The organism is Endozoicomonas sp. SCSIO W0465 (genome assembly GCF_023716865.1).
Lineage (GTDB): Bacteria > Pseudomonadota > Gammaproteobacteria > Pseudomonadales > Endozoicomonadaceae > Endozoicomonas.
Genome location: NZ_CP092417.1, coordinates 3,748,179 through 3,771,795 on the forward strand (window position 1 = coordinate 3,748,179; position 23,617 = coordinate 3,771,795).

The 23,617-nt window shown below is 48.4% G+C and carries 17 protein-coding genes; 7 read left to right on the plus strand and 10 right to left on the minus strand.

Annotated elements, in window-relative coordinates:
* The first annotated feature begins 29 nt into the window (after window positions 1–29).
* Window positions 30–1,400 carry a YjiH family protein gene (locus MJO57_RS16855; protein ID WP_252017401.1) on the plus strand — a complete coding sequence of 457 codons (1,371 nt, stop codon included), beginning with the start codon at window positions 30–32 and terminating at the stop codon, window positions 1,398–1,400.
* A gap of 37 nt (window positions 1,401–1,437) precedes the next feature.
* Here MJO57_RS16855 and MJO57_RS16860 read toward each other — a convergent pair whose 3' ends face one another.
* From MJO57_RS16860 to MJO57_RS16870, 3 genes are all read right to left on the minus strand, one after another.
* Complete coding sequence (locus MJO57_RS16860; RefSeq protein WP_252017402.1) at window positions 1,438–1,977, minus strand: hydrolase; 540 nt, start codon at window positions 1,975–1,977, stop codon at window positions 1,438–1,440.
* A gap of 207 nt (window positions 1,978–2,184) precedes the next feature.
* Window positions 2,185–3,225: an IS1595 family transposase gene (locus MJO57_RS16865; RefSeq protein ID WP_252017403.1), complete on the minus strand. Its 1,041-nt coding sequence runs from the start codon at window positions 3,223–3,225 to the stop codon at window positions 2,185–2,187.
* 78 nt (window positions 3,226–3,303) lie between these two features.
* Complete coding sequence (locus MJO57_RS16870; RefSeq protein ID WP_252017404.1) at window positions 3,304–4,827, minus strand: hypothetical protein; 1,524 nt, start codon at window positions 4,825–4,827, stop codon at window positions 3,304–3,306.
* Window positions 4,828–5,164: 337 nt separating this feature from the next.
* On the opposite strand from MJO57_RS16870, the gene MJO57_RS16875 reads away from it, so the two are divergent.
* From MJO57_RS16875 to MJO57_RS16885, 3 genes are all read left to right on the plus strand, one after another.
* The gene (locus MJO57_RS16875) at window positions 5,165–6,418 is read left to right on the plus strand and encodes an ankyrin repeat domain-containing protein (protein WP_252017405.1); all 1,254 of its coding nucleotides are present in this window, start codon (window positions 5,165–5,167) and stop codon (window positions 6,416–6,418) included.
* Between the two features lie 471 nt (window positions 6,419–6,889).
* Window positions 6,890–8,152 carry an ankyrin repeat domain-containing protein gene (locus tag MJO57_RS16880; RefSeq protein ID WP_252017406.1) on the plus strand — a complete coding sequence of 421 codons (1,263 nt, stop codon included), beginning with the start codon at window positions 6,890–6,892 and terminating at the stop codon, window positions 8,150–8,152.
* A 153-nt stretch (window positions 8,153–8,305) separates the two neighbouring features.
* Window positions 8,306–8,770: an RDD family protein gene (locus MJO57_RS16885; RefSeq protein ID WP_252017407.1), complete on the plus strand. Its 465-nt coding sequence runs from the start codon at window positions 8,306–8,308 to the stop codon at window positions 8,768–8,770.
* Window positions 8,771–8,896: 126 nt separating this feature from the next.
* Here MJO57_RS16885 and lptG read toward each other — a convergent pair whose 3' ends face one another.
* Window positions 8,897–9,955, minus strand: coding sequence for an LPS export ABC transporter permease LptG (gene lptG / locus MJO57_RS16890; protein ID WP_252017408.1), 1,059 nt, complete (start codon window positions 9,953–9,955; stop codon window positions 8,897–8,899).
* Window positions 9,948–11,060 carry an LPS export ABC transporter permease LptF gene (gene lptF, locus MJO57_RS16895; RefSeq protein WP_256491629.1) on the minus strand — a complete coding sequence of 371 codons (1,113 nt, stop codon included), beginning with the start codon at window positions 11,058–11,060 and terminating at the stop codon, window positions 9,948–9,950. The genes lptG and lptF overlap by 8 nt, the downstream gene beginning before the upstream one ends.
* A 208-nt stretch (window positions 11,061–11,268) precedes the next feature.
* On the opposite strand from lptF, the gene MJO57_RS16900 reads away from it, so the two are divergent.
* Window positions 11,269–12,762: a leucyl aminopeptidase gene (locus tag MJO57_RS16900; protein WP_252017409.1), complete on the plus strand. Its 1,494-nt coding sequence runs from the start codon at window positions 11,269–11,271 to the stop codon at window positions 12,760–12,762.
* A gap of 42 nt (window positions 12,763–12,804) precedes the next feature.
* A complete protein-coding gene (locus tag MJO57_RS16905; protein WP_252017410.1) occupies window positions 12,805–13,299 on the plus strand; it encodes a DNA polymerase III subunit chi in 495 nt (164 codons plus the stop codon).
* A 114-nt stretch (window positions 13,300–13,413) separates the two neighbouring features.
* Here MJO57_RS16905 and MJO57_RS16910 read toward each other — a convergent pair whose 3' ends face one another.
* Entirely contained in the window at window positions 13,414–14,289 is an 876-nt protein-coding gene (locus MJO57_RS16910) for a death domain-containing protein (RefSeq protein ID WP_252017411.1), read from the minus strand.
* 458 nt (window positions 14,290–14,747) lie between these two features.
* Between MJO57_RS16910 and MJO57_RS16915 the strand changes: the two genes are divergently transcribed.
* On the plus strand, window positions 14,748–17,714 hold the full coding sequence (locus MJO57_RS16915; RefSeq protein WP_252017412.1) for a valine--tRNA ligase: 2,967 nt from the start codon (window positions 14,748–14,750) through the stop codon (window positions 17,712–17,714).
* 61 nt (window positions 17,715–17,775) lie between these two features.
* Here the strand turns inward: MJO57_RS16915 and emrD are convergent, their stop codons facing one another.
* The 4 genes from emrD to MJO57_RS16935 all read right to left on the minus strand — a co-directional run bounded on the left by emrD (window position 17,776) and on the right by MJO57_RS16935 (window position 23,436).
* Entirely contained in the window at window positions 17,776–18,966 is a 1,191-nt protein-coding gene (gene emrD, locus MJO57_RS16920; RefSeq protein WP_252017413.1) for a multidrug efflux MFS transporter EmrD, read from the minus strand.
* Between the two features lie 124 nt (window positions 18,967–19,090).
* Window positions 19,091–19,336, minus strand: coding sequence for a hypothetical protein (locus MJO57_RS16925; RefSeq protein WP_252017414.1), 246 nt, complete (start codon window positions 19,334–19,336; stop codon window positions 19,091–19,093).
* Window positions 19,311–21,581 carry an ETS domain-containing protein gene (locus MJO57_RS16930; protein ID WP_252017415.1) on the minus strand — a complete coding sequence of 757 codons (2,271 nt, stop codon included), beginning with the start codon at window positions 21,579–21,581 and terminating at the stop codon, window positions 19,311–19,313. Before MJO57_RS16930 ends, MJO57_RS16925 begins: the two co-directional genes overlap by 26 nt.
* A gap of 334 nt (window positions 21,582–21,915) precedes the next feature.
* On the minus strand, window positions 21,916–23,436 hold the full coding sequence (locus tag MJO57_RS16935; protein WP_252017416.1) for a fumarate hydratase: 1,521 nt from the start codon (window positions 23,434–23,436) through the stop codon (window positions 21,916–21,918).
* Window positions 23,437–23,617: the final 181 nt, after the last annotated feature.

The window sequence follows — 23,617 nt, forward strand, 5'->3', positions numbered from 1 at the left end:
GGCCGAGTTTGAGGAGCCCAAGGCTTGTTATGAAGCAGTTTCCAGCCGTAAAAAAGAGACAGGTCAGCCTGCGTAACTGGTTAACCTTTTTAATTCCATCGCTGATTGGCCTGTTACTATTTGTCACTCCGGTCAGTATTAACGGAGAATTTACCATTCCTGTTGCTCTGCTGGCCGGATGGTTAAAAGCACTGCTCAACGATCAGCTGACGACTATCATTACCGTTATTATCAGCTTTACCGGGGTAATGACCATCGTTACCAAGCTATTCCAGCCACCATCGATACTGAAGCACCCATTTCTCTCATCACTGTTTGATATCACCCCTCTATGGTGCGTGGTCAGGGTTGCCGGAATGGTCTTTGTGCTTGCCAGTTTTTTCAAGGTCGGTCCCCAAGCCCTCTGGTCAGGAGCCACCGGTGGTATGGTTTTGAATGACCTGATGCCGACACTGTTTTCGGTCTTTATCTTTGCCGGGCTGTTACTGCCACTATTGATGAATTTTGGCTTACTGGAACTGCTGGGCACACTGATGACACGCATCATGCGGCCTGTATTCAATCTGCCGGGGCGTTCTGCTATCGACTGTATTGCCTCATGGCTGGGGGATGGAAGCGTCGGTATCCTGATGACCAGTAAACAGTATGAAACGTCTTATTACACCCAGCGTGAGGCCGCAGTTATCGGCACTACGTTCTCAGTCGTTTCGATTACGTTCTCACTGGTGGTTATTGCCCAGGTGGGCCTGGATCACCTGTTTACCCAGTTCTACCTTACCGTCTGCTTTGCCGGGCTGGTTGCCGCTATTATTGTCCCCAAGCTTCCTCCCCTTTCCAGAAAAAAAGACGTGTTCATTTGCGGGAAAACCCGCAGTGATGATGATGAAATTATTCCTCCCGGCACCAGTGCTTTTGCCTGGGGATTGCAGCAGGCACTGGAGAAAGCAGCCAAGATCACCAATCCGGTGAAAGTAATTCAGGATGGCGGCAAGAACGCCATTGACATGGTATTTGCTGTATTACCAGTGGTCATGGGCATAGGCACTATTGCCCTGATGATTACCGAATACACCCCGGTCTTCCAGTACCTGGGAATGCCTTTTCTTCCGCTACTGGAATGGTTGCAAATCCCTGAGGCCCAGGCAGCCTCAACCACCATGATGGTCGGCTTTACCGATATGTTCGTGCCCTCTATCCTGGCAGCATCCATTGACAATGACATGACCCGGTTTGTTATTGCGGCATTATCACTGACCCAGTTGATTTACCTTTCTGAAGTAGGGGCTTTACTTCTGGGAAGCAAGATTCCGGTAACATTGTTTGAACTATTTATTATTTTTATTCTGAGAACACTGGTTACACTGCCCGTTATCGCAGCCATTGCCCACCTTATCTTCTGACGCAGAAAATGAGCCTCAGCTGAGGCTCATATCCGAATCATTTAATCAGTTTGGCGACATCACGAAACTGTGGTGCATCGGCAGACTTCATTAACTCAAACAGGGCCATTTCAACTGTGGTCAGATCTGCACCCAGAGCTGACATTTTATCAAGTGCCACCTCTTTATTCTGTAACGTCCTTGATGAAACCGCATCAACCAGCACCTCCACCTCATAACCTCCGGCCAGAAGATCCATCGCGGTCTGATAGACGCAGATGTGAGTCTCTATACCGCTCAACAAAACCTGCCTGCTACCGGTCTGCTCAAGTGCTGATATAAAATCAGGCTCACCACAAGCACTGAATGATGTTTTTTTCACGGGACTGACATCCGATAACTCATTAGCCAGCTCAGGCACGGTACCTCCCAACTTTTCCGGGATCTGCTCCAGCCAGAGAATCGGAATATTGAGCAGCTTAGCCCCTTTTACCATGGTCGCAATATTGTGCAAGAGTGGCTGGTGTTCGTGCATCAGGGTAGCCAGCTTACCCTGAACATCGACAACCACCAACACCGTACTATCAAGATTCAACATATTTACTTCCCCCGGTTCCCGCTATCAAATATAAAACACTGTACACAAATGTTAACGGATGTTGTTTATGCAATTTATTGATCAACATCCATTTTTCAACCACTAACAACAGATATTCAAGACAAACCTCATCAGGCTAACTCAAACAGGACCGCTTAACAAAAAAACATTAATTCATGACGTTTCAACCATGACCAGCGTAAAGGGCTAAGTTACCGTTAATGGTTGGAAGCACCAATGTTCAGTAATTATGCTGATCAACCGGCCAACAGTTAATTTTTTTGCTGCCGTCAGTTCTCGCCTCCAGGCCAGATAATGGGGAAGGTAACGAGTTGCAACCCCTTGGAATACGCCGCCAATCCAGCGTTTTAAATGACTGTGATAAGAATTTACAGTCTGGATGTGGTAGATGCCTTCAACAACATGTTGACCTGCTGATGTCACCAGCTCCTTGAAGACAAATCCAAGCTTGTCAGCAAGTTTTTCGTGAGCGAGGTGTGCATCCGCACAGACCGTGGCCTGTATCGATATGCGGCCATTTAAATGCCTGCACAATTCATTAGCACTTTCGTTTTCTAATACACCGTCAACGGTATTTCGATTACGGTCCCGAGCCACCATTACCGGGACTTTTCGGGCTTTGTTGGGATCATTACCCCGCTTTCGGGTTGGCCGTGGAAGGCCTTCTCTTTGCCCTTTGAAGGATTCACGGAAAAATGTTTCATCAAGCTCAGTAATGCCACAAAGCTCTTCTGCTTGATCATTATTAATCACTTCAAGAAAGCGGTGACGCCAGCGGAACGCAGTTTTCAAGTCAATGGCATTCTCAGCAGCAGCTGGTCGCAAGACCATAGAGTGAGTCATACCTGCGAGGTACTTGTTCCATTTTTCAGGGTGCCTGAGCCTTGCCAAAGGCGTTCCACTAAAGGCGTTAAACGTTGAGTCGCAAGTCTTGCAGTGGTAGCGCTGTCGGCCATTTCGTATGCCCCAGCGACCAACGCTATGGCTTTTGCATTTGGGGCACCTGGGGTTTTCGGCAAATTGGGCAAGTATGCTCTTTTCTACGTCAGGTGTTGCATTATCGTTATTGGGTATAGATTCACTGTAAACAGGTTCAGAGTCAGTGGTTTCTACTACCTCGGTAACCTCTATTTGAGTACTAAGGAGCGAGTTGTTAAGAATGTCTCGCTGTTCACTGGTTAATGTTGAAATGGAATCAATAAAATTCTGGAAGAGTTCAGATTGCATATCACTCCCCTACAACGTAGATTTTATGGGAGTTTAGCTGATTCAACCATTAACGGTAACTTAGCCAGCGTAAAGTGTTCAGAAATTATCCGGGGGAGGAAACTTGATACTGTGCATAGTATCTTCAATATCAGACTTCCACATTGAAGGAATAACCAGGGACGTCAGGAAAACAGCAGCCATCAGGCTGGTTGTCAGCGGAAAGTAATCAGTAATACCAAGCTGCCCAATCAGCAGATAAGAAACGGATGGAGCGCCCATAAATGCCAGCCCGGGTACTAGCCAGGAAAATAACCGGCGAGTGGTATAGGTAATTACCTCACTTTTAGAACGAACGGATGCCTCAGCGGCCAGGCAAAGATTTTCGGTGTAAACCCGAAACGTTGTAACATTCGGAACCTGTTTGACCACTTTCTTACGAACCGTTCTGATTCTCTCTCTGGGAACCATTTTGTCACCCCGCACACCCCATTCATAAGTTTCAGGATGCTCATAATAAATTTCAGTTTCGTCCTCCTCCTCAATAACCTCAATATCTTTGGTTCCACCTTCATGCAACATCACTTCACAATAATTCCAGGCGATAGGAACAGGTCCCATTGAAAAGTACCCTTTTCTATCAACCCTGATAATCTGACCACTTCTGAATGCACTTCGCTTCGATATTGTCTTATTCCAGTGATGCAGAAAAGTTCGGTCAGACTCTTCGTAACGACCGGTTTGTTTAAAAAAATCGGTATCTTCGAACTCTATAATTTGATGAACATCGGTGACCAGTTCTTTCGTTGCATAATAGAAATGGTAAAGTGATGAAGAGAGGGAATTTTCTTCATCCCATATCTCCAACCTCGGCATAAAGGGTTTTACTACATCAATAACCACCAGTTCATTGCTGTGCGTCTCGGACATTTGGGTTCCAACCTTGCCTGTCTCTGCCCCGAGACGCTCCACCAGAACAGGATGATTGTGATATTTGCTGTCGATAATACCGGGGCTTCGCACCTCAGAACCCAGTTTAAAATCTGAAACTACATTCTTTACAATCCAGCCATAGGGCACACCTGCAATAGCATAAGGCCAGTTCGTCGTCCCCGTATCTTCATTAAGCATGTTATCAAAGGTACCGAGCATTACACTGTCCATATATCTCATATAGTGTTTGCCACGGCGAACCGGGTCTATGATATGATGATTGAAAACATCCTGGTACTCCCCTGCAAACTTGGCAAAAGGAATAATCAGAGACTCCATCATCAAGTCATTAAACACATAGTTACTATTATCAATAATTTCCTTGAATAAATTGGCTACATCCTTATCTTCAGATCGAACCAGATCTTTGTAATAGTCAATGTCTGCCTTTGGTTTCTTCGGCTTGTTGTTGCCTCCATTAGCTTCAGTGTCATCCTCAAGATTAACCTGAGTTAAATCGTCTACTTCATCACCTAAATACAAAGATGATTCCGGGGCATTACCAGCATACTCATATACATTAGAATAGGTATTAGTGGGTATAAAACTGAACAAAAGAACAATAAAAAAAGAGCAATTATAAATAGCTCGATTCTGCCTCAACATAAACCCCGGTAACCATTTTATCATTTTCAGACACTTCATCATTCAGCAATAAAGAAATGATCACATTTAAACAAGATAGATAATAACAATCGTTAAACAGAATATTTTTTATCCATTTTTACGACAACTGATACATAATTTAGTTCCATTAAAAATATAACAGATTTCCTGAATACAAACAGTTAACTCCATTGTGGAAACAAGGTGTCATATTTACTGACCAATCAGTCAGTGATCTATGTAAAAACAAATGGTTAACTACTACCTGATCAATAAAACAACTAACCAGTTGTCCTACAAAGCATGTTCACTGGTTATTGGCGCAATGAATTGACCTTAAGATCGAATCAAGGAGATAATTATGGAAGTAAGTTCTCACACGTTCTCTCTGGCAAATTTGAAACAGTTAATTTTTGAATCGAATAGATCCTGCGAACCTTATAAAAAAGAAATCAACAGTTTGAATGAAGACAACCTTTCTAAAGACTGTGTAATTTGTTCTAAAGGGGTTTTTGGTTCTCACAACGTCGTTGTGCCACATTCCCCCATGGGTATAGTTTTTAAATTAACCAGCCTCCATTTTATGCATGGCTCCTGCTACAGGGAGTTAAAAGCAACCCAGCAGCGTCTTGATTCCCGGAAAATATGTCCCCATTGCCAGGATCCCCTTGCCCCGGAATTACAATTTTCATCGGTGGCCCATGCTGTAGTATCTGGTCAGACAGATCATGCCCTCCAACTGATGCAGGAGCAATCACATGACTTGAAACACTCGTGGCATGGTTCGAAAATGACAGCGCTCCATATCGCAGCAATTAACGGCGAAAAAAATATGGCGGGGCTATTGCAGGTCGAGGGCATTGACATTGATGTTTTGGACTCAGAGGGCAACACAGCATTACACCACGCCGTTAGCAACCATAATCTGGAAACGGTGAAAACACTACTGAAATTCAATGCTGATCCGAACATCCGTAACAATTGCGGCTTTACACCTCTGCATCTGGCTGCCGGAGAGCCAACATGCCCTGATTTATTTACCCTCCTGATAGAGCATAAAGCTCGTTTCGATATTCCTGATGAGAGCGGTCACCAGGCAATCCACACTGCCGCAGAAGCTGGCCATGAGTTAGCGCTTGAAACTCTGATTAAAAACGGAGCGAATGTTAATGCAATTGCTCGGGATGGACGTACCCCACTTCATTACACAACGGTACTTGATTTTGATGAATATGAACCGAAATCGAAAAACCGCTTGACGCTGGCCAGGATGCTGATCAATGCGGGGGCAAAAGTTGATCTTCGATCCGGAATGGGGTATACAGCTTTTGATGGTGTCGATCGTGTCAGTGATTCATCCGACAGGAACGAACTTATTAAATTACTACTTTCGTCTGCTGTTAATGACTTTAGTGATGTTAACATACCGGCAGATTCTTCCGGTTATAGCCTTCTGGAGTACGCTCTTGAAGCTGAGGACAAAGAAGCAATGCAAAAACTGCTTGACAGGGGCGCGCAGGTCACAAATGACGATAACCTTTACGCGCTCCTGGATGAATGTGAGGATAAGCAAGCGTTCCTCAGAATACTCAATGCGGCATGTTGTCGTGCCTGAATAACGATCAACATCATCAACACAGAGCCAAAAGGCAAAAAATGTCGGCACACCAATGCCGACTTTGTGCAGCGAGACACAGTTTGTACATACCAGCTAAATTTACGTTCAACCCTCCCATCACTTTGTCTGAACGACGAACTTGTCTATAGGCCGTTTGCTGATCTCCAGTCTGACTGGCCTGGATCACAGATGTTTCAATACCATTAAATATCAGTACGTTATACCTACATTTATAGAATAAATATAGAATCGGAACTTTTGCGTGGCTGTATGGACTAACTGGTAACCAGAAATGACTGAGTGCCCAGTAATCTCTATACAGCCTCTTTGCAAAGCCTTTTTATAAAAAAACCAGGGTTTTGAAATAAGTACATAACCAATGAAACAACTAACTAGTTGCCATACAAAGTATGTTCACTGGTTGTTGGAGCAATGAATTGACTTTAAGATCGAATCAAGGAGCCAATAATGGAAGTACGTTCTCACACGTTCTCTCTGGCAAATTTGAAACAGTTAATTTTTGAATCGGATAGATTCTGCGAACCCCATGAAAGAGAAATCAACAGTTTGAATGAAGATAACATTTCTAGAGACTGTGTGATTTGTTCTAATGGGGTTTTTGGTTCTCACAACGTCGTTGTGCCACATTCCCCCATGGGTATAGTTTTTAAATTAACCAGTCTCCATTTTATGCATGGCTCCTGCTACAGGGAGTTAAAAGCAACCCAGCAGCGTCTTGATTCCCGGAAAATATGCCCCCATTGCCAGGATCCCCTTGCCCGGGAATTACAATTTTCATCGGTGGCCCATGCTGTAGTATCTGGTCAGATAGATCATGCCCTCCAACTGATGCAGGAGCAGGAGCAGGCCCATGACTTGCAACACTCGTGGCATGGTTCGAAAATGACAGCGCTCCATATCGCAGCAATTAACGGCGAAAAAAATATGGCGAGGCTATTGCAGGTCGAGGGCATCGACATCGACGTTTTGGACTCAGAAGGCAACACAGCATTACACCACGCCGTCAGGAACCATAATCTGGAAACGGTGAAAACACTACTGAAATTCAATGCTGATGCGAACATCCGTAACAATTGCGGCGGCTTTACACCTCTGCATCTGGCTGCCCGAAAGCCAAAATACCCTGATTTATTTACCCTCCTGATAGAACATAAAGCTCGTTTCGATATTCCTGATGAGCGCGGTCGCCTGGCAATCCACGCTGCCTCAGAAGGCGGCCATGAGTTAGCGCTTGAACATCTGATTAAAAACAAAGCTGATGTTAATGCAATTGCTCAGGATGGACGTACTGCCCTTCATTACGCAACGGTATTTGATTATTTTGATTGTGACCCCAGACCGAAAAACCGCTTGACGCTGGCCAGGATGCTGATCAATGCGGGGGCAAAAGTTGATCTTCGATCCGGATGTGGGTACACAGCTTTTGATGGTGTCGATCGTGTCAGTGATTCATCCGACAGGGACGAACTTATTAAATTGCTACTTTCGTCTGCTGTTAATGACTTTAGTGATGTTAACATACCGGCAAATTCTTCCGGTTATAGCCTTCTGGAGTATGCTCTTGAAGTTGAGGACAAAGAAGCAATGCAAAAACTGCTTGACAGAGGCGCGCAGGTCACAAATCACGATACACTTTACACGCTCCTGGATGATTGTGAGGATAAGCAAGCGTTTCTCAGAATGCTCAATGCGGCATGTTGTCGTGCCTGAATAACGATCAACATCATCAACACAGAGCTCAAAGGCAAAAAAATTATCGGTACACCAATGCCGACTATGTGCAGCGGGGGAATGACAGCAGTAGATAAAAACCAAATTACTGTTAGAATCTCCTGCCACCTTTAATAACAAGGCGAGAGATCGATGGAAGCCACCAATCTCACCCCGGCTCCGGTATGGAGAAGAGCTGCGGCCATGTTGTACGATTCTCTGTTAATCCTGGCTCTATTATTCATGGCCGGTTTTCTCAATCTGTTCATCCAGATTCAGATTTTTGGTGATGAGCAGCTCAAAACAATGACAGAACAAGGCTACAACCTGGGTGGGCCTTTTTTCTATGCCGCCTTACTGGTCATTATTTATGGCTTTTTCGGCCTTTTCTGGACCCGGTCAGGACAAACCCCTGGCATGCAGGCCTGGAGAATAAAAGTGGTTAGCAGTGACCATCATTTGATCAGCCCATGGCAGAGTGTTATCCGTTTTCTGATTGCCATTCCCTCATTGTCCCTTGCGGGTATGGGACTTCTCTGGGCACTCATCGACCAAAAGAGGCGAAGCTGGCAGGATCTGGCATCGTCATCCAGCATCATTCTTTTGGAAAAACCGTAAAAAAAACCGCATCACACGCCTCTATATATCACCCGGTGCAGCTGCAATGCAGGGCGACTCGGTTATGCCAATTCCGCCTGCGAAACATGAACTGATCATATCAGGTGGATATTGCCTCCACTCTTCTCATGCAGCGCGCCTTAGCATAACCGCCCCTGCCAGCAGGCAGATGATGATGGGGATCATCACTGATAATACCGGCGGAAACCCGAATACCAGACTGGACGGTCCCATCAGGTTCTGAACAATCATGAAAACAATACCGGTGATCACTCCGGAGAAAATCCGCAATCCCATACTGACCGAACGCAAAGGGCCAAAGACGAAAGAAATACCCACAATAACCAGGGAGAGTATGGATAACGGTTGAAGCACTTTTGTCCACAGTGCCAGGTTATACTCTCCGGCATCCAGCCCCTGTGCTGCCAGATACTGCGTATAAGTCAGTAACCCGGATATTGGCAATGCTTCCGGCTTTACCACCACGACTTTCAGAAGCGTTGTTGTCAGACTGGTATCCCAGGGTTCAATCAGGTTCTCCACGGTAATAAACTGCTCATTCTCACGGCGTATGGTGGTGACATTCTCAAGCAGCCAGTGGTCCCCCTGGTAGATGCCCCTTTGGGCAAAAGAGCTTTCCTGTAGCTCCATCTCATCGTCAAACACATAACGACTCACACAGTAAAGCACGCCGTTGGGCTCGACGGCATTAAAGTACATAAATTCATGGCCCTCACGATGCCAAAAGCCTTCTCCGGTATATGTGCCATCAGCAGATCGGGCTATCGCCTTTCGGGTTTCTCCCACCTGCTCCGCCATGGGTGCCAGATATTCTCCAAGCATCAATCCGGCAAAAATCATGACCAGAGTGGGCTTCATTACCGCACCCAGAATACGCCATAGTGAAATGCCGGCGGCCCTCATAACCACCAGCTCACTGTTGGACGCCATGGAACCCAGCCCCACAAGGCAGCCAACCAGTGCGGAAACGGGAATCAGTTCATACAGTTTTTTGGGAATCATCAACAGGGTATAAATCAAAGCGTCCAGCGACTGATAGTTTCCCCTGACATCATCTAACTGCCCCAGAAAAGAAAACAACGCCTCCAGAAATACCAGAATCAGCAGGACAATAGTCGTTGCCCCCAAGACATTTCTGGATATATAGCGATCCAGCTTACGCATTTCCAGCCCTCCGGCGCGCAAGCCAGAGTCTGCCCGGCTCAGCAAGGTACAATATCAAGGCAATCAACAGGAAGATAATATGAATGGGCCACAGGCCAATGTCTGGCGACAGGCGCCCATCTTCAATCGCACCACGGCCACTCATCAGCAGAGCCAGATACAGCAAATACAGCAATATGCCAGGCAGTAGTTTCACATACCTGCCCTGCCTGGGATTCACCCGGGCCAGCGGTAATGCCATCAGTACAACGATCGGTATCAATAGTGGCAGAGAGATCCGCCATTGCAGCTCAGCACGGTGGCCCGGAGTGTCAGACTCCATGAGCTTCGCGGTTGGCAGGGCCTGCTCCTTGCTGACCTCTTCTCTCAAGCTACGCTCTTCCATACGCAGACCGTAATGTTCAAACCCGGTTGTCCGCAGGGGCAAGGCTCCGGGCGTCAGGTCATAGCGGTAGCCATCATCCAATATCAGATAACGCTGCCCGATCTCTCCGGCATTGACTTCAATTCTTGCCTTTTCCGCCAGAAGCAATGTCATGGACCCCATGTTATGGCTATTCACGTTACGGTTGGCAATAAAAACCTTGTTCATCTGCTGATGATCATCGGTTAACGCTTCTGCGTAGGTTACCCGCTGCCAGCCAAACTTCTGAAAGCGACCGGCAACCAGCGTATCAAATTCGGTCAGGGAGTCCTGCTCAGCAAAAATTCTTTCCACTTTCTGTATGCCCTGAGGAGCAACCAAAAGACTTAGCAACGCAACCAGCAGCATAACCCCAACAGCAGGAACCATGGTCATGGCTAATAGCTGGTTTCGGCTCAGGCCACAGGCACTGAGCACCGTCATTTCATTTTCAACATACAGCCTGCCGTAGGCGAGAATAATACCCAGAAATAGCCCCAGCGGCAGGATCATGACCAGAAACTCCGGAATCCGGTAACCCATGATGGCAAACAGGAAGTCCGCTTTCAGAGTACCGGTTGCCGCCTGTGCCAGGTAATTCACAAAGCGGCCACTCATGATAATGAGCAATACGACAGACGTCACAGCGAACATAACCTGCAGCATCTGTCTGGACAGGTAACGAAAAATGATTAAAGGCATGCTTTGGTGAATATCACAAAATCAAAACAAACAGATACACGTCAGTCGTCGCTATAAATCGGAATAACCCCGGACTATCTGACAGAGTCGTAGAATAAACATACAATTAAGCCGTTTTACCACGAGCTTTAATGCCAAGCGTCTGGTTGAAATGGCTTAAGCGTATTATTATCCATGAAATCGGATAACTTGTCCCCTTGGAGAGACTATGGAATTTGTTGTTAAGAGCGGCGCCGCAGAAAAACAGAAAACTGCCTGTCTTATTATTGGCGCCCACAAGAAATCACTTCTGCCATCGGCAACAGCCATAGACTCTATAACTGAGGGGTACCTTGCCGACGTACTCAAACGCGGAGACCTTAACTTCAAGCCCGGCCATTCACTGATGCTCCTGCACAGCCATCATGCGCCCTTTGAACGGCTGCTGCTGCTTGCCATGGGTGACAATAATAAGCCATTAACAGAAGCCGAATTTAACCAGCTGACTACCAACCTGGCTAGCCAATTGAGGTCGGTTAATGCCAGGGAAGTAACCATTGCCATCGAAGAAATCGCCGTAGAGGGGAAATCACTTCACTGGGTTACCCGCCATGTAGTCGAAGCCATTGAGTATGCGTTTTACCAGTTCGATCAATTCAAAAACGACACCGGCACAAGTGCCCTTTCGAAAATCAGCCTGAAGAAAGTCATACTGCTGGCTGATCGTAAAAATGCCGAAGCCGTGAAAGCGGGCCTGGTCCAGGGGCAGGCCATTGGCAATGGTCGGAATGTAGCCAGAACGCTGGGCAACCTGCCAGGCAATATCTGCCACCCAACCTATCTTGCTGATGAAGCCAAGGCCCTGGCAAAAAAACATGCCAAACTGACCACCAGGGTTTTGAATGAAAAACAGATGTCTGACCTTGGCATGAGCTCCCTGCTCTCCGTCAGTGCCGGTTCCGAACAGGAAGCCCGACTGATCTGTATGGAGTTCAAAAATGGCAAACGCAGTGCCAGGCCTCTCGTTCTTCTGGGCAAGGGGATCACCTTTGATACCGGTGGCATCTCCCTGAAGCCCGGCGCGGCGATGGATGAAATGAAGTTTGATATGTGCGGTGCCGCCAGCGTATTCGGCGTAATGAACACCATTATTGAACTGGACTTGCCCATCAATGTCATTGGCATGGTGGCTGCCGCAGAAAACATGCCCGGTGGCCAGGCCACTCGTCCGGGCGACATCGTAACCTCCATGTCTGGCAAGACCATTGAGATTCTTAATACCGACGCCGAAGGTCGGCTGGTACTTTGTGACGCGCTCACCTATGCCGAACGTTACAAGCCAGAAGCAGTGATCGATATTGCCACCCTGACTGGCGCCTGTGTTGTTGCCCTGGGTCACCACACAACCGGCCTGCTCAGTAATCATCAGCCGCTGGCTGAAGAGCTTCTCAGTGCTTCCAGAGAAGCCATGGATCGCGCCTGGCAGCTGCCAATGGGTGAAGAATACACCCGCCAGCTGGACAGCAACTTTGCCGACATGGCCAATATTGGCGGACCTGCTGCAGGTACCATTACCGCCGCCTGTTTCCTGGCAAAATTTGCCGAAGCATACCCCTGGGCACATCTGGATATCGCCGGCACCGCCTGGAAATCCGGTAAAGAGAAAGGCGCCACTGGCCGCCCGGTGCCAATGCTGGTTCAGTACCTGTTGAATAAAATCTAATGGTTAATAACCCATGGCTTCGATTGAGTTTATGATTCCAAAATGACCAGAGTGACTTTCTATCTTCTCGACAGCAACCTACACGGCAATCTTGACAGCAATCTTGACAGCAATGGACAAAACGCCCAGCTGTTTGCCTGCCGCCTGATTGACAAAGCATGGCGTGGCGGATTGCCCATGCATATCCATACAGCGGATGAAAGTCACTGCCGGTCCATGGACCAGCTGCTCTGGTCATGGCGGGAAGATAGTTTTCTTCCCCATGGCATCATTTCTGAAACTCAAGGCAGTACTCCCGAAAACCGGCAGCTGGCCACACAGTCTGCCATTACCCTGGGGTTCGGGAACCCATCACTGGCGTTAAAGCGGTTACTGATTAATCTCAGCCCGGATGTCCCCACCTTCTTCAAGGACTTTTCCCGTGTCTGTGAGGTAGTGGTTCAGAACCCGAATCAGAAAGCGGTTTCCAGAGCCAAATTCCGGGCATATCGGCAAGCGGGTATAGAGCCGGAAGTTCACAATATGTCTGCCCGCTGACCCTGGGAGCCTTTTCGCTAAAACAAAATTAATTACCCCGCCTGAATGGCGGGGCATGAGGTTAGTGCTTTAAGCCGTTTGACGCAAGCAGCAGAAACTACAGAGCAAGCTGCTTCAGGTTAAGTTCCCCAGTTTCCGTTGATCCTTCAATATATCCATCAGGTCTCTACGCTCAGCCTTATCGAACGCCCTGATAAGCTTTTCATGAACGTTTTCCCCATCACCTGTATTTTCCAAAAATTTATTTAAAAGTTCATAACCGCGGAGCTTATAATTTCGAAAATCATGTTCTAATTGTTCTGCCTCACGACGATTTAAACCAAAAGGAGATATCAAACGATGTGAGTAACCGTACTCTTTATTAAGTGCTGTAGTTACAAGCAGATAGTTGAAATCATGATGACAAGAAGATTGACCGTTTGGTTGTATCATTTCTAAAGGGCGTGGTGTTAATGCCTCAAGAGCGCGCCTCAATCTATCCTTAGGCCCCAGATCTAATAGGCCGGATTCCATTATTCCCCAAAGCTTTGCTACCCCCCCATTCGTGCCCTCCATAACAAAATAATCCTGAAAAAATTTGAGCAATTGCAACTTGCCATCATACGGAGAGTGATTCAGAGCTTGTTTGAACTCTTTCCAGTGCCCCGTGGCAAAAGCCAGTGTCCCAAGGTCCTCATCACCCATATACGACAGTTTATCTTTGATCCATTGATTCAGTACCGGGTAAGCCTCCCCCGGATTGGCTTGCGAAGCCCCGGTGGTACTGAGATAGAGGGGACAAGTCTGGCTCGGGTCTTGATTGAGCAGTGCAATAGTACGTTTGATAATGTCCGTTTTCACATCAGGCGAGTAGCCAGAAAGCACACCCAGAACGGCCTGGGCTCCTGTCTGCACCGTTTCCTGTCGCGCATTCACCATACGTTGAGACTCGTCGTAAGTCGGTAAACCGTCCATCCGTTGACCGCTGGTTGCGCTATTAATTGGTTGCATAGTTATATCCTCCTTAGCCTGGTTATCACCAGGGCGAAAATGAATTTAGAAATTACCGCGAAGTAAAACCAACAATTTACAGGGAATTTTTTTGACCTTTTGGCGTGTCGCGCAGGGTTCCCCGCCAGGATTTATTACGATAAAGAAACCCGTCAAACCTGTTGATAGCATACACGCCATGGACCCTGTCTATGCTGGCCATACTATTTTCCCCGGTTTTTCCCGGTAACAGTTTGACCGTTAATTCGTACTTTAGTTCATTTCAGTCGGCAATCCCGGGAGCTGCTTCCATGCCTCACATGACCGCTGAGCAAGACCTCAGTGCAGAACCTCCATCAAACCTGCTTCCTGATTCAGCCCCACCGTGTATAATTGCCGGTTTATCCAAACCCGGAGACCCCCCGACTCTTCATGAGCTCTCATCCGGGGACAGTTGGAACCTCACTGGAAAAGCAGTTATGGAAAAGACGTTCAACCCCCAAGCCATCGAACGCACGCTGTATCAACACTGGGAAGAGAAAGGCTATTTTGCACCAGCTTCTGAACAGCGCGGTGACCGCACGCCCTACTCCATCATGATCCCGCCTCCCAATGTCACCGGCAGCCTGCACATGGGCCATGCCTTCCAGGACTCCATTATGGATGCCCTGATCCGCTACCACCGGATGAAAGGCTGCAACACGCTCTGGCAGGTGGGTACTGACCATGCGGGTATCGCCACCCAGATGGTGGTTGAACGCAAGATTCTGGCAGAAGAAGGCAAAACCCGTCACGACTACGGACGCGAGGCGTTTACCGATAAAATCTGGGAGTGGAAAGAAGCGTCCGGTGGCACCATCACCCGTCAGCTGCGTCGTCTGGGGGCATCTGTTGACTGGGATACCGAGCGTTTCACCATGGACGAAGGCTTCTATGGGGCTGTCCAGGAGGTCTTTGTCCGGCTGTATGAAGACGACCTGATCTACCGCGGCAAGCGTCTGGTTAACTGGGACCCAAAACTGCACACCGCCATCTCTGACCTGGAAGTGGAAAACAAAGAAGTCAAAGGTAATATGTGGCACCTGCGTTATCCACTGGCGGATGGCGAGAAAACCGCAGAAGGCAAAGACTATATCGTGGTTGCCACCACCCGTCCGGAAACCATGCTGGGTGATACCGGTGTAGCGGTTAACCCGGCAGATGATCGCTATCAGGCCCTGATCGGAAAAGAAATTATTCTGCCCCTGGTTAACCGTCGTATCCCGATTGTCGCTGATGAACACGCCGACATGGAGAAAGGCACCGGTTGCGTAAAAATCACACCGGCACACGATTTTAATGACCATGAAGTTGGCAAACGCTGCAACCTGCCAATGATCAATGTCATGACCCTGAATGGTGACATCCGCCAGCAGGGTGAAGCCTACAACATTGACGGAACGGTTAATCAATCCATTGATACTGCTATTCCAAAAGCCTACCAGGGCATGGAGCGCTTTGCCGCCCGCAAGCAGATCGTTGCTGACCTGGACGCCCTGGGTCTGCTGGAAAAAATCGATGACCACACCCTGATGGTGCCTTACGGCGACCGTTCCGGCGTGGTGATTGAGCCGCTGCTGACTGACCAGTGGTTTGTTCGTGCTGCGCCGCTGGCCAAACCGGCTATTGAAGCGGTAGAAGACGGTCGTATTCAGTTCGTCCCCAAACAGTACGAGAACATGTACTTCTCCTGGATGCGTGATATTCAGGACTGGTGTATTTCCCGTCAGCTCTGGTGGGGGCACCGTATTCCTGCCTGGTATGACGATGCCGGCAATGTTTACGTGGGCCGCAATGAAGCCGAAGTCCGGGAAAAACACAATATCCCGACACCCGTTGTCCTGAAACAGGATGACGATGTTCTGGATACCTGGTTCTCTTCGGCGCTCTGGACTTTTGGCACCCTGGGCTGGCCTGAGCAGACCGATCGCCTGAACACCTTCCACCCCACCGATGTGCTGGTCACCGGTTTTGACATCATCTTCTTCTGGGTCGCCAGAATGATCATGATGACCATGCACTTTATGAAAGATGACGATGGCAAACCACAGGTGCCGTTCAAGTATGTATACGTGACGGGCCTGATCCGCGATGAGCATGGCGACAAAATGTCCAAGTCCAAGGGTAACGTCCTTGACCCTCTGGATATGATTGACGGTATCGACCTAGAAGCCCTGGTTGAGAAACGTTGTGGCAATATGATGCAGCCGCAGCTGGCAGAGAAGATTGAGAAGCGTACCCGCAGTACTTTCCCTGACGGTATTTCTGCCCACGGTACCGATGCCCTGAGATACACCCTGTACTCACTGGCCTCCACCGGCCGTGATATCAACTGGGATATGAACCGTCTGGAGGGCTACCGGAACTTCTGCAACAAGATCTGGAATGCTGCCAACTATGTCAAAATGCATACCGATGATCAGGACTGTGGTAATGGTGATGATCCTGTTGAACTGACCCTGGCTGATCGCTGGATTGTTTCCCGACTGCAGCGGGTTGAAGCCCAGATCGAAAAGAACCTGTCCGAGTTCCGCCTCGATCACGCTTCCCAGAACCTCTACGACTTTGTCTGGAATGAATACTGTGCGTGGTATCTGGAACTGTCCAAGCCGGTTCTCTGGGACGATGGACAGGGAGGTTCAAGTGTCGCGGGAGACACGACGTCGGGAGCGACCGATGGACAGGGAGGTTCAAGTGTCGCGGGAGACACGACGTCGGGAGCGACCGAAATGCTGGAAAGACGCAAACGTGGCACCCGTCGTACACTGGTTCGGGTTCTGGAGGCCATTATGCGCCTGGCCCATCCGTTTATGCCTTATATCACTGAAGCGATCTGGCAGAACATCAAACAGAGCGCTGGCGTTGCAGGTGACACCCTGATGCTGCAGAGCTACCCGGTGTCGGACCCGGCCCGTATTGATGCAAGGGCTGAGCGTGATATTGAGTGGCTCAAATCGTTTATCACCGGTATCCGTAACATTCGTGCCGAGCTGAATATTGGCCCAAGCAAGCCGCTGAATGTACTGCTGCGTAATACCTCTGCAGACGACGTTGCCCGCCTGAACGACAATCGGACCTTCCTGAAGTCCCTGGCCAAACTGGAGGACATCAGGATTCTGGCCACCGGTGAAGAAGCGCCAATGGCGACCACTCAGCTGGTAGGTTCTATGGAAGTGCTGGTACCGATGGCTGGCCTGATCGACAAGGAAAAAGAGTCCGCCCGACTGAATAAGGAAATTGAGCGGTTTACCAAAGAAGTGGCCCGCTTTGAAGGTAAGTTAAACAACGAGAAATTCATCAGCAAGGCACCGGCCGACGTGGTTGCAAAAGAGCAAGCCAAACTGGCTGAAGCTCAGGCTGCCAGGTCCAAGCTGGAAGAACAGCTGGAAGCGCTCAAGGCGCTGTAAACCAGCGCCTTGTCAATAACCATGGCTGCGATGATTGCAGCCATTTTTTTATGTGCTGTTTTTAAACCGCTGCACGGCCAGCAGCAGGAGCCAGCAGAATACGGGCAGTCATCGCGACCAGCAGGGTCAGTGAGCAGAGAATAGCGGCTACCGGAACCTGACTGGACATCGGGATACTGGCGGCCACCAGCGTCACCAGACCACCACCCAGGTTTTGCATACCACCGAGCACTGCACCGGCCACACCGGCATTTTCTGGAAATGGCTCAAGCGCAGCGGTGGTTGCGGTAGGAAACAGCAGGCCTGCCCCAAGAAAATAGAGAGTCGCCGGCACCAGAATCACCCAGGCATTCAGATATCCCATCAGCCCTGCCACCAGCATACTGACCGAGCCAATAACCAGCATCACCACACCCCGGCCGATGATAGTTTCCAAACTGTGTTTTTTTACCATTTTACCTGCCAGCCAGGAACCAAACAGATAGCCCGGTATAGGTAGCACAAAAAGTACACTGATCACTCGCGGATCAAGCCCCATCAGCTCACCAAACAGCACACCCGCAGCGGCTTCAAATACCGCAATACCCGCGAAAGTCGCTACCAGGGAAATCATAAAACCATTGAACTGACCATTACCCAGAACATAACGATAGCTGGCCAACGCCCCCATAGACCGTTTACCAACTTTTTTGTTGGTCTCACCAAAGCGCCCCAGCACCAGAAGCCAGACCAGCACACCAAAGCCGGTCAGAAACCAGAAACTGGCGTGCCAGCCGAACGCTGCGCCGAGAAAGCCCCCCAGCATAGGCGCAATCAGCGGTGTAAAAATCAGCGCCATACTGATGTAGCTGTTAGCCCTTTGCAGGCGAAGCCCGCTGTACAGGTCACGCATAACCGTACGAGACATCACACCACCGACACCCGTCCCCATGCCTTGAACAAAACTGGCCAGCAACAGCATTGCAAAGCTGTGGGCAAAGCTGCCAATCAGTGAGCCAGCAATAAATATCAACAAACCAATCAACATTAACGGCTTTCGGCCAAAACGATCCGACAATGGGCCATACAGAAACTGCGATATACCATAGGGAATTAGGTAGAAGGCAATAGCCGCCTGAAGCGCACCCGGAGTTATCCCAAAGTCAGCCGCCATCTGAGACATGGTCGGTACATAAATTGTGTTGGTCAGCTGCCCGCAAGCGGTCAGCACCACAATAACAAACAGTACCTGGAAAAAACCCTGTTGCTTCATTACTCCAATCTCACCACTGTGAACATCAAATAGCCCTGCTCACGCCAACAGGGATGGGTCAGGAAAATAAAAAGTACTTACCTGAAACCTCTCCGGCTTCAGGGCTAAGAAAGAAAAGCGTTGTTTAAAAACCAGAACTGGAGACATCACCCATGGCTGACAGAATGACAGTTTTTATTGCTTTATCAGACCGCTTTATCAGACCATCAATAGTAAGTAAGGCGATTGTTTTGCGCAAAATGTAATCGAATCCGCCTTCATCGGCAATGGGTAGAGAGCGCAAGGCTGGATAAAAATAAAATAATATCGCCAGAGCAAACAGATACACAGAGGACTTGTGGCAATCAATAGTGAATCCGATAATATACACTTTTATCATCCAGTTTTGATGTTCCATCCAGCCCGCAATTCAAGTGTTCAATAACCCTCCCACTGCTGTCAGGCACATATCGACCTCTGATAGCTCTTGCAAATTTCTCATAATTCATGCCTGGATTATTTTTGGCAACCCCCCATCGCCTGGCTAACTCAACATTGGCTATTTGCTCCTTGATATATATCCTTTTATCTGGATCGTGCCACCTCAACCCCTCGACTCTCTTGGAATCCCCCCTGTTTAATTCGGCTATCATAAAATCAATAACGCCACTACGACTCCTTTTGCTGAGGCATCTGCGTCGCGATTTTTCGACACCAGGTGCTACTTTGACCGATCTTGTCCTTTCCATCTTGCCCGGTTTTCTAACATTGGTGACCGTGAAGGGAAGTAATGAATCAGCTTCTTTTTTATCAACACGGCTCACCGGTGATACCTCAGGCTCATACTCCAGTGATTGAACACCTGCCTCTGAAGTGATGGATTCAGATACATTATTCGTCTGTTCAGATAACCCAAATAAAGAAATACCTGAGCAATCTTGCACCGCAGTTACGTTCGAACCTGAATCAAATGAATGGTGAGAACTGCCCCACAAGACCGGTAACGGCTCATCTTTAAGAAATTCATCCAACAAGTCGCTAAATTCCGGATCATCTGACACGGAAGGTGTTACTGTTTCATGGCCACTTACCATTTCAGAAAAACGTTCCGGTTCACGCGTTGCAACAACAGAGGCACCTATTCCCCCACTAAAACTCCCGGAAACTGTCGGCATGCCCTGACCCTGACTGGATATCAACAGTGGCCATGCGGGCGCTAATGGATTAGTGTTCAGCGGTTCCGAGAGTGATGGGTTCGCGGCCTCAGCGGGGCTTGCTGGTGTCTGTATACCTGCAGGCACCTGATAGCCTTCCATCCCACCGGTGGCTAAAGGCTGGTTCATTGCTATTTGAACATTGCTGTTCTGGACTGGTGATGGTTGTGGACTCGGTATGGCAGAATCATTCATCGCTTGCTGCGGTCGAACAGCACTGGCATTATCCATTGCATCTATTTTTCTTTTCCTGATTAAGCTCTTTAACACTATTTGCATGCACGCTGGTATTCGTGCTGTTTGAAGAAGGATTCTATCCAGTTTATCAATTGGTATCTTGTTGATAATGGTTTGGAAAATTTTATAAAAATCCTGGCTTCTTTCGGAACAAGCGTATTCAAAAACGTTCCATCCTTTACCATTTTGAATCATTGGATCTGCTCCTGATTCTATCAATAATTCAGCCAGTGTTATTATTTCTTCAATGTCAATGCCATTATTACCCTTCATCAGTTGATGTAAAACGGTATTTTCTGAATCCAGTTTCTCTTTCATCTCAACTAGTCTTTTTTTAATCGTCTTTCCATAACAAGGGTTAAACTTTTTGTTTACCACCTCAATAAGCTGGTCAGGCACCTTTTGTTTCAGCGCTGAAAGCAACGTTTGCAGCACCTCATAACGACTGATTCCGCCAAAGTGCTTTTCTTCAGACAGCACTTCATGTAATGACGTTGAACCACGCTCCCGAAGAGGTGTTGCCCCTGCACTGATCAATAGTAAAATACAAGGCAGCACGCCATGCCTTGAAGCATTCATTAAAGGAGAGAAACCGTAGTCGTCCTGAAAGTTTACCCAGTCTGCAAGGTGTGCAATCCAGCTTTCATCGCTTGAAATGGTAATCAATCTTTGTAATTCAGGTATCGCCACATTTTTCAAAAACGCCCATGAATCCTCCTGTTCCTTGCTGTTTAATAAATCAACTTCACACGACTGCCTGATTACCAAGCTAAGAGTACATTCATTTTCTTTGTCAGAATCACGAGCCGGATCCAGAATTCCGGGTACCGGGTAATTCACTTTAAGCGCTTTCACGTTGTTACTTGCCAGCTGGCTTTCGGGTTTATTTTCAATATCACTATTATTAACCTGGGGTGCGGATTTCACCGAATGCAACTGTGCAGCGTTAAAATCTGGATTGCCGGGGGCTGTCTCCGGGTTGGAACCCTTATTTTCACTGGCCAGTCCGGGCAATGCAGCTACCGGCTGACTCAGTTTATTGATATTTCTCTGGCCGAGAGTAGCACCCTGTAGCGTTGAGATATCGTTTGTTATTACTGGTTGAACTGGCTCTGAATGGGGTGGAAGAGCTGAATTGTCTGGATAGTAGTACTCTGAAGCATAGGACTGGGCTGCTGGTTCCATGATTACTCCCGCTTAGACAATCTGGCCTGTGTACTGAATGAATTATCTGATGTCAATTAGACTCAGGAAAAACCATTACGTTCCTGATAATGATCGATCGTTCAGAAAAATTAATGGATTCAGCTTGGTTTCCTTGTTCCAGCGTTGGGACCACGAGAGAAATCGGCCAGAAAATGGTTAGCCCAGGGGTTATTTCACATTGGTGATTTTAAATCATTGGGCTCAGTGCTTACGGCAACCATCGTCCCTGATGGTTTAGGAAAAGTATGGATGCCGGATGCACTGGCACGAAAACACCCATCTGCAGCTTACAGTCACTTGTAAAACGCGTGGCTTATGTGATCTTCAGTACCTGCTCTTCAATTTTCTTTTTCCAGATCTGCGGGCCAGTCTGGTGTACCGATTCACCCCGGCAGTCTACGGCCACGGTTACTGGCATATCTTCCACTTCAAACTCGTAGATCGCTTCCATGCCCAGTTCCGGGAAGGCCAGCACTTCAGCTTTTTTCACTGCCTGGGAGACCAGATAAGCGGCACCGCCGACGGCAATCAGGTAGACCGACTCATTGTCCTTAATGGCTTCAATGGCTGCCGGGCCACGCTCGGCCTTTCCGATCATTCCGGCAAGACCAGTGGTTTCCAGCATGGTACGGGTAAACTTATCCATACGGGTTGAGGTGGTTGGGCCAGCCGGGCCAACAGCTTCATCACGTACCGGGTCAACGGGACCAACGTAGTAGATAAAACGACCTTTCAGATCAACCGGCAACTCTTCACCTTTAGCGATCATATCCACCATGCGCTTATGGGCTGCATCCCGACCGGTCAGAATCTTGCCAGACAGCAGAATGGTATCGCCTGGCTGCCAGCTTTTGATGTCGTCATGGGTCAGGTTGTCTACATTGACCTTGCGCACCCCTTCGCCCATATCCAGGCTAACTTCCGGGTAGTCATCCATATTCGGTGCTTGCTGGTATACCGGCCCATTGCCATTCAAGGTGAAGTGGGCATGGCGGGTGGCCGCACAGTTGGGAATCATGGCCACAGGCAGAGAAGCCGCATGGGTTGGGTAATCCCTGATTTTGATATCCAGCACCGTGGTCAGACCACCCAGGCCCTGGGCACCAATACCCAGCTTATTCACTTCGTCCATGATTTCCAGACGCAGCTCTTCCACACGATTCTGCGGGCCGCGCTCACGGAGCTCATGAATATCGATGGGCTCCATCAAGGCCTCTTTGGCCATCAGCATGGCTTTTTCAGCGGTACCGCCAATACCGATCCCCAGCATGCCCGGAGGACACCAGCCGGCACCCATGGTTGGTACGGTCTTTTTCACCCACTCAACGATGCTGTCAGACGGGTTGAGCATCACCATTTGGGATTTGTTTTCAGAGCCTCCGCCTTTGGCAGCCAGTTCCACTTCAACGGTGTCGCCGGGCACCAGGGACATATGGATCACGGCCGGTGTGTTGTCTTTGGTGTTGGTACGGGCACCGGCAGGGTCAGCCAGAACAGAAGCACGGAGTACGTTGTCCGGATGGGTATAAGCCCGGCGAACGCCTTCGTTAATCAGGTCTTCAACGGAGCGGTCGGTATCAAACCGCACGCTCATGCCCACGCGAACAAAGACGGTCACAATACCGGTATCCTGGCAGATAGGGCGCTTGCCCATGGCACACATTCTGGAGTTCACCAGAATCTGGGCCATGGCATCTTTCGCTGCCCTGGACTCTTCTTTCTGGTAGGCCTCGTAAACCGCATTAATAAAATCTATGGGATGATAGTAGGAAATAAACTGCAGTGCATCCGCAACACTCAGAATTAAATCATCTTCCCGAATAACAACACTCATTGGTTTTTCACCCCTTATCCTACGATTTTATTTCGCAATACAACCTTGCCAATTTGAACCTGTACGATAAATTGAGAATCTTGCCCATTTGCACAGTCATTAACGGCAGGCAAACCCCATCGGGTACTTATTTTTGGCAGGGAATTATACCAATGCCAACAGCCAATCACATTGATTAACC

Bases quoted from the DNA above. Each gene is read 5' to 3' on its own strand.
- MJO57_RS16855 (WP_252017401.1), top strand. From the start codon at position 30: ATGAAGCAGTTTCCAGCCGTAAAAAAGAGACAGGTCAGCCTGCGTAAC.
- MJO57_RS16860 (WP_252017402.1), bottom strand. From the start codon at position 1,977: ATGTTGAATCTTGATAGTACGGTGTTGGTGGTTGTCGATGTTCAGGGT.
- MJO57_RS16865 (WP_252017403.1), bottom strand. From the start codon at position 3,225: ATGCAATCTGAACTCTTCCAGAATTTTATTGATTCCATTTCAACATTA.
- MJO57_RS16870 (WP_252017404.1), bottom strand. From the start codon at position 4,827: ATGATAAAATGGTTACCGGGGTTTATGTTGAGGCAGAATCGAGCTATT.
- MJO57_RS16875 (WP_252017405.1), top strand. From the start codon at position 5,165: ATGGAAGTAAGTTCTCACACGTTCTCTCTGGCAAATTTGAAACAGTTA.
- MJO57_RS16880 (WP_252017406.1), top strand. From the start codon at position 6,890: ATGGAAGTACGTTCTCACACGTTCTCTCTGGCAAATTTGAAACAGTTA.
- MJO57_RS16885 (WP_252017407.1), top strand. From the start codon at position 8,306: ATGGAAGCCACCAATCTCACCCCGGCTCCGGTATGGAGAAGAGCTGCG.
- lptG (WP_252017408.1), bottom strand. From the start codon at position 9,955: ATGCGTAAGCTGGATCGCTATATATCCAGAAATGTCTTGGGGGCAACG.
- lptF (WP_256491629.1), bottom strand. From the start codon at position 11,060: ATGCCTTTAATCATTTTTCGTTACCTGTCCAGACAGATGCTGCAGGTT.
- MJO57_RS16900 (WP_252017409.1), top strand. From the start codon at position 11,269: ATGGAATTTGTTGTTAAGAGCGGCGCCGCAGAAAAACAGAAAACTGCC.
- MJO57_RS16905 (WP_252017410.1), top strand. From the start codon at position 12,805: ATGACCAGAGTGACTTTCTATCTTCTCGACAGCAACCTACACGGCAAT.
- MJO57_RS16910 (WP_252017411.1), bottom strand. From the start codon at position 14,289: ATGCAACCAATTAATAGCGCAACCAGCGGTCAACGGATGGACGGTTTA.
- MJO57_RS16915 (WP_252017412.1), top strand. From the start codon at position 14,748: ATGGAAAAGACGTTCAACCCCCAAGCCATCGAACGCACGCTGTATCAA.
- emrD (WP_252017413.1), bottom strand. From the start codon at position 18,966: ATGAAGCAACAGGGTTTTTTCCAGGTACTGTTTGTTATTGTGGTGCTG.
- MJO57_RS16930 (WP_252017415.1), bottom strand. From the start codon at position 21,581: ATGGAACCAGCAGCCCAGTCCTATGCTTCAGAGTACTACTATCCAGAC.
- MJO57_RS16935 (WP_252017416.1), bottom strand. From the start codon at position 23,436: ATGAGTGTTGTTATTCGGGAAGATGATTTAATTCTGAGTGTTGCGGAT.